Origin of the sequence: Cohnella cellulosilytica (assembly GCF_042431195.1) — a bacterium.
GTDB lineage: Bacteria > Bacillota > Bacilli > Paenibacillales > Paenibacillaceae > Cohnella > Cohnella cellulosilytica.
Genome location: NZ_JBHMDN010000048.1, coordinates 176795 through 188900, shown reverse-complemented (window position 1 = coordinate 188900; position 12106 = coordinate 176795). Strand labels below are relative to the sequence as shown.

Sequence of the window (12106 nt, the reverse complement as noted above, 5' to 3'; positions counted from 1 at the left end):
CACCTACCGCCTGCTTTTTCTCCCAATTTACTTTGCTGCGGGCCTGTTGTCCATCCTTATTTTCTTAAATCCCTGTTTATGGTAGCGTTGTGGGTCAAGCATAGCCTGGAGAATGCCTCATACGCTCCTGAAATCACCCTATCACGGGTTTACCTATTCAGGTTTCAGGAGCGTATAGCATCGGAAGGAGGTACATCCCCCTTGCACCTTGTTCATCGATGATCTTTCAGAGCAGCTTGATTCCCTTAGAGAACAGCCCCGGTTTTACGTGGATTTGCGCCTCTCTCTATTCCAGCGCCTTGATGACCGTGTCGATTCCGTACGCTTGACCGATCGGACCGATGCCCAGGGCAAGCTCGCCGTTAAACGGATAGACCTGATTGTTCTTGACCGCCTTCAAGCCTTTCCATACCTCGCTGTCCTGCCATTCGTCCGTAAGCGCCGCCAGCGACGTATCCGTCAGGTTAAAATAACCGAGGAAGAGATGATCGGGATTGATCACGGTCAAGCCCTCCAACGAAATCTGCGTAGGCCCGCCCATCTCTTTCACCGCGTCCGGAGGCGTAAGACCCAGACCGTCGTAATACTGCGGGATCGAACCGTAGCTCATGGCATACACGGCGTTCTCCCGGACCTGGACCAGCATGACCGTTTCGTCGCTGCGACCGGCCAGCTTCTCCTTGCCTTCGCTTTGCTTCGTACGGAAGTCGTTGATCAGCTGCTGCGCGCGCTCCTCTTGACCGAGTACGCCGCCCATATAAGTCAGAAGCTCGGTCCAATCATTCCGTACGTTGATTTTCTCCTCATCGTACCAAGCGGTCGGAGCGATCTGTTCCAGCTGCTGCCTGATCTCCTTGTTGGAGACGCTGCCCGCAATAATGACATCCGGCTGGAAGGCCAGCATCGCTTCAAGATTGACCTGCGTGTTCTCGCCGACAATCTTCAGATCGTCGAATTTATCGGCATATTCCTTGTAAATGTCGGACTCCAGCGACGAGTTGGCCGCGGAGAAAGGCAGCGTTATCCCCGCCTCCGACAGATCGAACGGAAGCAGCAGCTCCAGCAGCATCCAGTTCGCCAATCCCACCTTCAGCGGTTTCTTCTCAAGCGTTACCTTGCCAAAAGCGCCATCTATGTCGCGCGGGAAGCTCGCTGTCGCTTCCCCGCTTTGCTCGGGCAGCGCGGATTCGCTCGGTTGCGCGCTTGGCGCCGACTCGCTCGGCTGCGCGGCGCTTGCTCCCGTCTCCGGGCTTCCGCTTGAATTGTCGGAATTCGATCCGCACGCCGCCAACAGCAAAATCAATACGATGAGAACGATGCCCATCCCGTTTTTCTTCATGTTCTTATTCATCCTGTTCCCCTGTCTTTGTGACGATTTTATCGATAACGATTCTCATTATCGATTCAATTGTAGAGGATGGGAGGAGCAAAGGGAATGGCATATTCCTTGTGATTCTAATGTCATATGTCCTGTTCGTTCGCGGCCAGCCGCCTCTATCCGGACGAGCTTAGCGCGCTGGATTTGAATTCGCTAGGCGCCACGCCCATATGCTTTTTGAACATTTTGCTGAACTGGTAAGGATCCGCGTAACCTACGCTTCTTCCAATCTCGCGAATGGAGGCGTTCGTCGTCAGCAGCAGCTTCTCCGCAAACTTCATCCGGTAGTTGATCAGGTAGTTAATCGGGCTGATTCCCATATCCTTGTAGAAAATTTCCGCAAAATATTTGGGCGACAGCTGATAACGGCTGGCCAGACTGAACAACGAATGCGGCTCCTGAAAATGCAAATGAAGATACGCCACGCTGTCCTCGACAATCGTCCGATGCTCGCTGGTCCGCAGGCTTCTGGCGGCTGCGAACATTTTTCCCAACAGATCGTAGACCAGCACTTTCACTTGGAATCCGGACGGAATATCGCCGCGATGCGAGATGTTGTTCATTTTGTCCAGGGTGGAGAAAATCTGCGGATTAAAGCCGATCTCCAGCTCGTAGTGCTTATACATGCAATTGTCCTTGTGGCTTTCCCTCGCCTCCGGCAAATACAGCACCCGGTAACATTCGAATTCCTCGTCGCCGGTATTCCAGGCTTTCAGCCGCATGCCCGCATTGCTGTGAATCACCTTTCCGGGCAGCAGCTCGTAGGCATGCTGATTCAGACGAAGCTCCCCGCTGCCTCGCACCGTAAAGGTAAAGGAAGGGCACGTCGTCTCGTACGATGTCGAAAGCTCGCGCGGACCTTTGATAATTCGAACGACCGATTTCACGCTGAAGCTGTTGCCCATCCATTGCTCCGTGAGCACGTTCAAATCCACTTCCATGTATGCGACACCGCCTAACCTTTCGGAAAATATCGCGTTAACGTACTTTGATGATAATAATTTTCAATAGCGATGTAAAGAAAGAAACGTCCTGTCCCTGCCCTTTCCTCCACTGCCTTAATAGACCAAAACTCGCGCGTCCAGAATGGATTTGTTTTGCACCGGATTCCCCACCAGATACAGCTTGCGCAAATGGGTCAGCCCCTTCAAAGGCTCCACGTCGGAAATGGCGTTGTTCTCCAAATGAAGCGACTCGATTGTCCGCCAATTTCTCATAAACGCCAACGATTGAAGCGACTCGTCCTGCACCGTAAAAGAACGCAAGCCCGTCAAGCCCGCAAAATAAGGCATAAGCTCGTCGATATCATTCAGCCATTCGCCTTCGTCGACCTGGAATGACACTTTACTCAAAGTCAGATTTTCCAGCGTATCGTTCTTAAGCGGGTCGGCGCTCCCAAGCTGGAACCGACACTCCCGACAGCTTAACGTTCCGACGTGCCGCAGACGGAATAATTCGCTCGTCTCGCCGAGCAATGCCGTCTCGCTTAAATTCAAGACGCGCAGATTGGGCAGATGGTCCAGCGCTTGAATGTCCGTGAACTCCCCGTACTCCCTTGCGTCCAGCCTCTCCAGCTGGGGATGCTTCAATAACTCGGCCCCGTTCAAATCGCTGCCGCTGATGTACACGATCAAAGATTTTAAAGCAGGCGCCTGCAATTGGGAGAAGAAGCGGCCGGATAGCTCCGCTTTCTCCAAATGAGGCAAGGTTAACGCCGTCTCGGGTCCGTAATAGCCGGAGAGCGACAGCTCGGTTAGAGAGGATAAGCTGTTGACCGGCTCGACGGATCTGAGCTTGTTTACGCTGGACAGACGAAGCTTCGTCAACGACTTTTTGCCTTTCAGCTGCTCCAGGTTCGGGATATCGGCCATCTCAATGTCGAGCGATTGCAGGGTCGGCATATTTGGGACAAAATCGAGCGTTTTTAAGTTTTTGACAAACGAAAGTTTCAGCTCCTGCAGCTGACTCAGCGAATAAAGCGCGCTGAAATCGGTCGCTTCGCTGTAGTTTATGGCCAACGAATGGAGATCCGTTAACGCTGACAGCCACTTCAGGTCATTGATGTAGGTTAGCGACAACGACTTTAGATGCAGCTGACTCAGCAGGTGATAATCTGTAACCGATTCGTCGACATAGGTAATTTCCAACGCTTGCAGGTTCGGAAAATCCAATAATAAAGCCAATTCCGCATTGCTTCGAATTTGGGTCGAGAGCTTCACGATTTTCGCTTTATCCTCGAAATAGTCGGCGAACAAGCGGAACGATTCGTTAAAGGCGCCCGTATAGCTTTTTAAGCCGTGCATATGTTCAAAGCTGATGGATTGACCCTGCCCGATTTCGTATTCGTTCATGAGATTCAGCTCGGCCAGTCCGCTGAAAGCCTCAAAATCCTTCTGCTCGATTTCCTGCGTGTTTAATAGCTTGTCGGCGACCGTGTAGTCGAACATTTCGGGCTGCTCTGTCGTAAACGGGTCGTCGAAGCTGTAAGTAAAGCGCCACTCGTTGTCCTCGTAATCGGCGGCCAAATAGCGGATGCTTGCGATTTCCTCTCCCGTGGGCATCGCCGTTCCTTTGTTGAAAATATCCTTCAGGAAAAACAGCAGCACCTCGCTCTCCGGCACGGTTCGGGCAGGCGTCCGGGCATAGTTGTCGTCGGAGCGGCCGGGCTGCTGGAGCAAGAAAAAGAAATACGCCAAGACCAGCCCGAGAAGCACGACCGGCACGATCAGCAGCGCCTTCGCATTCCCTTTGGGCTGTGCGGCGGGGGCCGGAGCTGGAGCAGGAGACGTCCCGTAATAATGGTTGATCGTTTGTTCGACGAAGTAGACGTTATTTTCCTTTAGCAGCAATTCCGTCTTGCAGTAAGGGCATTTCAAGATTTGCCCTTCTTTATATTCAATTTGCCCGTTGCAACTGGGACAATTTAAGCGAATCAATTCCATTAGGCACCTCGTTAACGATCGATGTTCAGATTTAAGAACCGCCTCAAGCCTCGAAGCGTTCTTACTGATCATATCATTCCAAAGGCCCTCCTACATGATCGAATCTTCACCCTGTCGATAGGCCTATGGACGCGGAATAAGCCGGGATCATGGGCCAGAGGGCGGCCCCCTGCATGACCGTGCCGGTTTTCTTCTCTATAGCAAGACCTTCCTTGCCGCTTCTATGAAAGACAACAGAATGGGCGATAGCCACTTGTCTTTATGCCACAGCATCTGGGTATATACGTGCAAATCCGGAATTTGCCATGGAAGGGCGACAAGCTCTCCCCGTTCAACCTCGGCTTTCGTTACGATTTCGGGAAGAAAAGCGATACCGATTCCCGAAATTGCGCATTGTTTAATGGCCTCGGCACTTTGAAACTCTAAATACGTGATGCTGTCAATGCCCTCTTTCTCGAAGGACCGGTCAAACAGGGTTCGATAGGGACAACCTTTCTCATTCGTCAGGAACACTTCTTCGTGAAAATTTTCCAGGTGCAGTACCGTTCGTTTGGCGAGCGGGTGATCCGGGGCAGCGAACAAGCGGAAGGTTTCTTCCAGCATCGGCTCTACGGCCAGTCCGCTCGAGCGAACGGGTTCGTCCAGGATATAGACGATATCCGCGGTTCCTTCAAACAGCGCCTGCTTAAGCTCTTGATTGGGAACGGAGCGAAAGATCAGACGAACTCCCGGATGCTGTGAACGAAATCGTTGAAAGACAGCCGGAAGCCGATAGGCGCAAACTACCTCATTGGCGCTTATCGTTAAGGTGCCGCTTAAATGTTCATTGTCATGAACGACGCTGTGCGCTTCTTCCAATTTGTCAAGAACGTCATGGATATGCGTTAAGAAACGTTTGCCCGCAGTTGTGAGAACGAGCTGTCTGCCCAAGCGATCAAAGAGACGAACGCCAAGCTCCTCCTCCAAGGCTTTAATTTGCATCGTGACATTGGAGGGGACGTAATTCAGCGCTTCCGCGGCCCGAGTGAAATTTAAGGTGGACGCCACTGTACGGAACGTATTCAGCTGACGCAATTCCATCATCGGCTCCTCCTTGAACTTTCAATAATATTGAAGACTGTTATGAAATTCATTCACTTTTATTGAGAGTACCACGGATCTATACTGACAACAAGAAATACATTCTAAATGGATGGGTTCATTCTGAAAGGAGCAAACCGCACGATGGATTATGAAATTTTTGATTTGGAGGACGTCATCCTGCAGTCGGGAGAGACGTTGCCGGACGCTTTTCTTGCTTATAAAACTTATGGAAAATTAAATGAGAGGAAAGATAATGTCATCGTCTATCCGACCGCTTTTGGCGACCGGCATATTCAGAACGAATGGTTGATCGGAAGCGGCATGGCCCTGGATCCGGAGAAATATTTCATCCTCGTTCCCAACCTGCTGGGCAACGGATTGTCTTCGTCTCCCAGCAATACGCCTCCGCCATTCGACCGGGCTAATTTTCCGCAGGTAACGATCTATGACAATGTTAAATTCCAGCATCGGCTGGCGACCGAAAAATTCGGCATTCGCAAGATCGCTCTTGTCGTCGGATGGTCAATGGGAGGGCTGCAAGCCTATCAATGGGGGGCAAGCTATCCGGGAATGGTGGAACGAATCGCCTCTTTCGCCGGAGCTGCAAAAACCTGGCCTCAAACGTATGTCGTACTGGAAGGAATGAAGGCTTCGCTCCTGGCCGCCGTCGGCTTCGATTCAAGTCAACTCAACCGGTTGACTTCTTCGGATATGCGCGCCGTTGGACGCGTCTATGCGGGATGGGGTCTGTCGCGAGACTTTTACAGAGAAGAACTTTATCGCAATTTCGGATTTGAATCCTTGGCAGATTTTATGAGCGGCGTCTGGGAAGACAGCTTTATGAAGATGGACCCGCACAATTTCCTGGCCATGTTATGGACCGGCCAACATGCGGATATCAGCGCCAATCCCTCCTATAACGGAGATTTCGATAAAGCGCTCCAAAGCATTAAAGCGCTGGCCTGCGTCATGCCGGGGAGCACGGATCTCTTTTGCCCGGCGGACGACAACGAATACGAGGCCAATCTTTTACCTAACGCCGTTTTTAACCCTATCGAGTCGATCTGGGGCCACTTTGCCGGTCGCGGAATCAACGGTCCCGACAATCAATTTATCGATGATAGTCTCCAACGCTTATTGGCTGTTAGTACGAACGAATAGATCGTCGTAAACACCACAGGCCCGTCGTATTGGAGGTCGCCAGAGCTTGCCGGTCCGACCTCCTTTTTCCATCAAGAGACAAGAGCTCACTTCTTCAAAACGTCCGCCGACAGCCATATCGACATTCGTCCGGTTCTGACCATTCCTTCTTTCGCTAATTCCCGCAATACGTTGCTCACCGCTTCCCTCGTAGCGCCAATCATGTTGGCAATCTCTTGGTGCGTCAGCGGCAAATCAATCCATACGTACTCTTCCTCGGCAACGCCAAAACGATCTGCCAGCATGCAGAGCATGTATACAATTTTTCCGCGCAAATCCTTGAGCGTAAGCTGCTCAATCATCTGCTCGCTTTCGTTCAGGCGGTCGCTTATGGCGCGAAGAAACTTCAGCGCGAGCTGTGGGTGCCGCAGCAGGAGCGCTTCGAATTGCATTTCGGACATCGAGCAAATGAACGACTCCTCCATGGTTTCGATGAACACGCGCTTCGTTCCCAACGAGAAGTTTTCCAGCTCGCCAAACATATTCCCCTTGGTCAAGATGCCCACGGTTAGCTGCTTGCCGGCTTCATTGGTTTTATACAGCTTAAGCTTGCCTTCCTTGACGAAGAACAGCGCCTTTCTTTCCTGATCGGGCGTCTGGATCACCGTATTCGGGGGCACGGCCTGAAAATGCTCGATGGCGTTAGAACGATCGATCCGGAGCAGCTCGTCTTCAGGCAGAGATTCCAGAATACTGATCTGCGACAAATACCACAGCTTGTTCATGCTTCACCTTCCAGCAGTCGCTCTATGCGTTCGACGTCAAAACTATGGAGTACCTGATCGCCAATCGTAATGAAGGGGGTCGCGATGCCGCCCTTGGAGATCATTCGTTCCATGAAATGTCGGCTTGCCCGTACATTCAGAATATGAGCGGGAATGTTTTTCCGCCCAAAATAGGCAATGGCTTCACGGCAGGCTTCGCACTCCCAACTGACATAGAGCGTAACCAACCGCTTACAGCTTCCCGAGCTCGTGCAAAATATCATCGGGCTCCATTCGCTGCATAAAGTCCGCGTTCACATAGGCGGAACGTATGATGGCGTTCTCGTCAATCATGAACGTCGCAGGCACCGGAAGTATCCATTTGTCCGTCTGATTATATTCCGCAAGATCAAGTCCAAATCCTTCGAGCACATTTCTGACATATTCCGGCACATCGCACAGCAGGTTGTAACGAGCGGCGACAAGTCCGTTCGTATCGCTCAACACTTCAAACGTCAATTGTTCCTTCTCGACCTGGGACAGCGTATTGTCGGGAGATTGCGGGCTAACGGCGATGAGCTGACCGCCCATTTCGCGAATTTGGGGCAAGATGCTCTGATACGCCCGCAATTGCGTATTGCAATAAGGACACCATCCGCCGCGGTAGAAAGTTAGAACAACCGGACCTTTGTAGAGCGTCTCGTACAAGGATACGGAATGGCCGAGCGCGTTCTTTAATACGAAATCCTTCGTCTTCGAGCCTGCCTCCAGCCCATTGTACAAGCCGGAATTCTGCTGCTCCTGGATGAAACGGGACAGCGCCAGATGCGCCTCTGCAGGCGTTGCGGCAATGAACTGTTGTTTGATCGCGGATAATTGCTCGTTCAAGGCGAGAGTTGTCATAGCCTATTCCTCCTGCTTAAAGGGAATTCTCTTGTTCCTCTCTCTACTATAAGAGAAGACGAGCCTGCGCTCCGTAATCTGGATTACAGAGCGCAGACTCGTTAAACTCATTCGTATTGCCCGCGGGCCGCCCTCATTGCGGACGGCGTCAGGCCGTACTTCTTCTTGAACACCGCAGAGAAATGCGTCACATTTTCAAAACCGGACGCAAAGCAAGCCTCGGTGACGGAAACTCCCGAGTCGGTCAGCAGCTCCTTGGCCTTCTCCAAGCGGCGATTGCGAAGCCACTGGAACGTAGGCTCACGATAGATTTGGCGGAATTCCCGCTTGAAGGTGGACAAACTCCTGCCCGATAAATAGGCCAGATCGGCGAGGGTTACGGGATTCGTATAGTTGTTTTCCATCATTTCAACAATGCTTGACCATTTCCTGGGCTTCAGCTGCAGGAATTGATACAGCAGCGCCTGATTGGCTTCCCCCATATTAAACATCAATTCCAGCAGCTTCAGCCTCATCAACTCGTCTTCCTTCTTTTCCTGCTCTTGGAAGTAGGGCTTTAAGGAAGCGGCGTAATACAGCATCCGCTCATCAATCGGGCTTATCGCAAGGGGAACGGGAGCTTCGGAAACCGGGAATGTGTATTTCGACAGCTTGAAAAAATCCTGGATTAAGTCGTCCTTAATAAAAAACATCATGTAGTCCAGAAGGTCCCCGGACTCGGAGTTCCCGTACTTGTCGTATTCAATTAAAATCGCCTTCTGCAGCAGCATCATCTCGTGTTTCCGGACAGGATACTCCCGGCCTCCGAGCCTGATCTTGTACGTCCCTTCCAGAACGACGAGCAGGACGTGATCCTGCAAATACATCCTTCCGGACGCAGCGGCCGAATAGCTGCAAGCGCCGATCGCGGAATAGCCGTTGCGCTTAAGCATGCCCATACGAATCAGATCCTGCGGCGCCTTGGCCGCCTTCTTATACATTCGCATCCTTCCTTCGATTCGGGTTAGCCGTCGTAGCTCGTATCCGTGATGACCGCCCGCCATTCGTTGATCTCTCTTTGAAAAGCTCCCGTTTTGGTCTCATAGGCGGCCAACGTATCATTTCCCAGCGGCAAATGGACGGGCGGAAGTTCGGCCTCCGCAACCCGGAGCAGAGCTTGGGCGAGCTTGGCCGGATTTCCAGGCTGCTGCTTATTGAATTGCGCGGCCATGGCTCTCATTCTGCCGGCCGATTCGGCGTAATCGTCAATAATCGCCGCGGTTTGAACAAGGGACGTGCCGTCCAGGAAGTTGGTACGGAAAAATCCGGGTTCGACCGCCGTAACATGAACGCCGCACGGCGCAAGCTCATGAGCCAACGTCTCCGAGATCCCTTCGACGGCGAATTTGGTAGAGCCGTAGACGCCCCAGCCGGCCGTGCCGCTCAGGCCGCCCCCGGAAGACATATTTATGACATGGCCCGAGCGCTGTGCTCTCATGCAGGGAAGAACCGCACGGGTCACATTCAACAGACCGAACACATTCACTTCGTAGACCCGCCTGACCTCCTGGTCGCTGGCCTCCTCAATGGCGCCCAGCAAGCCGTAACCGGCATTATTGACCAGCACATCGATGCGGCCGAAGGCTTCGACCGCCAGCCTTGCCGCTTCCTTCGCTTGCCGTTCATCCGTAACGTCCAGCGCCGTCAGCAGTACGCGATCGGGACTGCCCAGGTTGGCGACGGAGATCAAATCCTGCGTCTTTCTTGCCGTCGCTACGATCTTATGCCCGGACGCCAATGCCGCTTTGGCAATCTCAAACCCCAGCCCTCGCGACGCTCCCGTAATGAACCATACCTTTTGTGCTGACACAAATGATCATCCCTCTCGGTTTTATAGCAACAAAATACCATAAACCTGCATCAGGGGCTTTGGCGTAAAGCTCATTTGGAGTTATGAATGCGGCTCAAATTCACCTTCTCTATCCAACAGATGACGGTAGGGCTCCTCCAGCCCTGCCCGGGCGGCCATCGCGGCTGGGAATAACGGCGATTCCGGCAAAATATTCGTCACATTGCCGAATATGGAAAGCGTGCGGAACGCGTTCTTGACCACCTCGTGATAATGAATAGGCATAATAACGCTATGAATGACGTTATTCGAGATTTCAAACTCCGCCGACGCTTCGTCCAGATAAATCCCGCCGGGAAAACCGTGGAAGCTGCCGTAATGACCGTATTTCTCGTAGTTTCCATACGTGTGCCTGACGATGTCCTCCACGCAGACAACATCCGGCTCGCTGCCGTTGTCATGAATATAATTTCCGTTGATCACGGACTCCGGCTGGGCCGACAGCGTATAGATTCCGCCGCCGTCATGAAGCTTGCGCAAGACGTGATGAATATGATTGTACTCGACGCGGGTTCGGCGAAGAACGGTCGGCTTGTCGTAGACCGGATAATGGTCCGGCGCAAAGTTGGACAAGCGTTCGACCCCCGGATCCGCGTAACCCCAGCCCCAGCCGACCGAAATGCCCGAGTAGGCAATCTCGCAAATCTCGTTATGCGAGATCGCGGTGCCTTCCGCATAGCCGACAATTACGGCGACGCTGCCTTTAAAATCGGTGCCGATCTCGTGAAAATAATTGTTGGCGATCACATTGTCGCCGACGATTTCCCGCTCGTCGTCGGGGTGCGCGTCGGCGAAAGAGAAATCGCCCACCTGTATGCCGCTGCCCGCGATTCCGGCAAATTCGTTGCCGACGAACGCGTTGCGCCTCGACCCCGTCTCGATATCCACCGCGCCGCTCCCCAACCGATGGAATCGGCAGTTCTCGAAGCGCACGTCCTCGGCAGCGTGAAGCACGATCGCGGACGGCACCTTCAAATAGGCCGAGTGCGCATGCGCATCGTCCCGGCTATCCTTCAACAGGTTCGCCTGAACTTCCGGATGCCCGCTCGTCAGCGGCTGCAGGAAGGTAGTATGACAGAACTCCAGGCCGTCGAACGCCAAGCCGCGGACAGGGCTGCCAAGTTCGCCCCGGATGTCGATCAGCCGCTCGGCCAGAGGAATAACGAACTCCATCGCGGCAACGTCCTCCCCGTCGCGAGCGTAATAGTAGACCGTCTGCCCGCTTCGGTCGAAGTACCACTGCCCCGGCTCGTTCATCAACTCGAACACGTTCTCGAAGTAGCTCGGCGAACCGATCTGCACGCCCGCCTTAATTTGACAGTCGCGAAAGCAGGGCATCTTCATCCGTACGACCGCGGAATCCGCGCCATCGCTTCGGATCGATTCGATCGGACAGACGCTGTGCGTCCAGCCGACGTCGTATACGGCCTCCACATCCTGCGGATTGCTCCAGCCGAGCATATCGGTACGGGTTGTCCGATATCCTTCGTACACGGAAAGCTCGCCCTGATAGGTCGTAACCGTCTCGAGCAGATGCCAGAATGCAAAATCTTCGTCCTTCGCCACATTCCATGAAGTCGCCTTGATCTCCTTGCTCCTGGGCCGCGGAGCAGGAGACCCGTTTACATAGAGATGACGGCTGTACGGCAGGCCCTTGGCCGACGCTTGAAACAGCCTTCTTCCCTCGGCGTCATCGACTTCCACCCAGTTCTCCACCCGAACGCCGCCGCTGATCGTCACGGATTCGCCGGGAACCGCGGCATAGACGATGCGAAAGCCGGCCGGCGCGGAGTCGCGACTATCGAAAACCAGCGCTTCCGTCTGCGCATACGTCCCCTCTCGAATCCAAATCCGAAAGTCCCCCGTCATCGATGCCGTCCCTTTCCTGGCTTCGTCCCTCGCGCGGCCGATCGTTCGAAAAGGGCGGTCTATCGTCCCAATATTGTTGTCGTCTCCGCCAGGGGAGACGTACCATTGATGCGAATAGCGATTGTCCATTGTCAAGGAA

11 protein-coding genes are annotated in these 12106 nt (G+C 53.2%); 1 reads left to right on the top strand and 10 read right to left on the bottom strand.

The window, feature by feature from the left end:
- Positions 1-286: 286 nt before the first annotated feature.
- The 4 genes from ACFFT4_RS27870 to ACFFT4_RS27855 all read right to left on the bottom strand — a co-directional run bounded on the left by ACFFT4_RS27870 (position 287) and on the right by ACFFT4_RS27855 (position 5400).
- Positions 287-1339, bottom strand: coding sequence for an ABC transporter substrate-binding protein (locus ACFFT4_RS27870; protein WP_378052340.1), 1053 nt, complete (start codon positions 1337-1339; stop codon positions 287-289).
- Positions 1340-1494: 155 nt separating this feature from the next.
- Positions 1495-2319, bottom strand: coding sequence for a helix-turn-helix domain-containing protein (locus ACFFT4_RS27865; RefSeq protein ID WP_378052339.1), 825 nt, complete (start codon positions 2317-2319; stop codon positions 1495-1497).
- Between the two features lie 117 nt (positions 2320-2436).
- The gene (locus tag ACFFT4_RS27860) at positions 2437-4254 is read right to left on the bottom strand and encodes a leucine-rich repeat domain-containing protein (RefSeq protein ID WP_378052338.1); all 1818 of its coding nucleotides are present in this window, start codon (positions 4252-4254) and stop codon (positions 2437-2439) included.
- A 261-nt stretch (positions 4255-4515) separates the two neighbouring features.
- Positions 4516-5400: a LysR family transcriptional regulator gene (locus tag ACFFT4_RS27855; RefSeq protein WP_378052337.1), complete on the bottom strand. Its 885-nt coding sequence runs from the start codon at positions 5398-5400 to the stop codon at positions 4516-4518.
- 144 nt (positions 5401-5544) lie between these two features.
- Between ACFFT4_RS27855 and ACFFT4_RS27850 the strand changes: the two genes are divergently transcribed.
- Positions 5545-6564: an alpha/beta fold hydrolase gene (locus ACFFT4_RS27850; protein ID WP_378052335.1), complete on the top strand. Its 1020-nt coding sequence runs from the start codon at positions 5545-5547 to the stop codon at positions 6562-6564.
- Between the two features lie 86 nt (positions 6565-6650).
- Here ACFFT4_RS27850 and ACFFT4_RS27845 read toward each other — a convergent pair whose 3' ends face one another.
- From ACFFT4_RS27845 to ACFFT4_RS27820, 6 genes are all read right to left on the bottom strand, one after another.
- Positions 6651-7328: a Crp/Fnr family transcriptional regulator gene (locus ACFFT4_RS27845; protein WP_378052334.1), complete on the bottom strand. Its 678-nt coding sequence runs from the start codon at positions 7326-7328 to the stop codon at positions 6651-6653.
- Positions 7325-7555 carry a glutaredoxin family protein gene (locus ACFFT4_RS27840; protein ID WP_378052332.1) on the bottom strand — a complete coding sequence of 77 codons (231 nt, stop codon included), beginning with the start codon at positions 7553-7555 and terminating at the stop codon, positions 7325-7327. The genes ACFFT4_RS27845 and ACFFT4_RS27840 overlap by 4 nt, the downstream gene beginning before the upstream one ends.
- Before the next feature lie 4 nt (positions 7556-7559).
- Entirely contained in the window at positions 7560-8210 is a 651-nt protein-coding gene (locus ACFFT4_RS27835; RefSeq protein WP_378052331.1) for a peroxiredoxin-like family protein, read from the bottom strand.
- Between the two features lie 107 nt (positions 8211-8317).
- On the bottom strand, positions 8318-9190 hold the full coding sequence (locus tag ACFFT4_RS27830) for an AraC family transcriptional regulator (protein ID WP_378052330.1): 873 nt from the start codon (positions 9188-9190) through the stop codon (positions 8318-8320).
- Between the two features lie 23 nt (positions 9191-9213).
- Complete coding sequence (locus ACFFT4_RS27825; RefSeq protein WP_378052329.1) at positions 9214-10059, bottom strand: oxidoreductase; 846 nt, start codon at positions 10057-10059, stop codon at positions 9214-9216.
- An 81-nt stretch (positions 10060-10140) separates the two neighbouring features.
- Complete coding sequence (locus ACFFT4_RS27820) at positions 10141-12102, bottom strand: right-handed parallel beta-helix repeat-containing protein (RefSeq protein WP_378052328.1); 1962 nt, start codon at positions 12100-12102, stop codon at positions 10141-10143.
- Positions 12103-12106 lie beyond the last annotated feature (4 nt).

What these genes read in the sequence shown, in the direction of transcription:
- ACFFT4_RS27865 (WP_378052339.1), bottom strand. Translation starts at nt 2,319, where the DNA reads ATGGAAGTGGATTTGAACGTGCTCACGGAGCAATGGATGGGCAACAGC.
- ACFFT4_RS27845 (WP_378052334.1), bottom strand. Translation starts at nt 7,328, where the DNA reads ATGAACAAGCTGTGGTATTTGTCGCAGATCAGTATTCTGGAATCTCTG.
- ACFFT4_RS27835 (WP_378052331.1), bottom strand. Translation starts at nt 8,210, where the DNA reads ATGACAACTCTCGCCTTGAACGAGCAATTATCCGCGATCAAACAACAG.
- ACFFT4_RS27870 (WP_378052340.1), bottom strand. Translation starts at nt 1,339, where the DNA reads ATGAAGAAAAACGGGATGGGCATCGTTCTCATCGTATTGATTTTGCTG.
- ACFFT4_RS27830 (WP_378052330.1), bottom strand. Translation starts at nt 9,190, where the DNA reads ATGTATAAGAAGGCGGCCAAGGCGCCGCAGGATCTGATTCGTATGGGC.
- ACFFT4_RS27850 (WP_378052335.1), top strand. Translation starts at nt 5,545, where the DNA reads ATGGATTATGAAATTTTTGATTTGGAGGACGTCATCCTGCAGTCGGGA.
- ACFFT4_RS27855 (WP_378052337.1), bottom strand. Translation starts at nt 5,400, where the DNA reads ATGGAATTGCGTCAGCTGAATACGTTCCGTACAGTGGCGTCCACCTTA.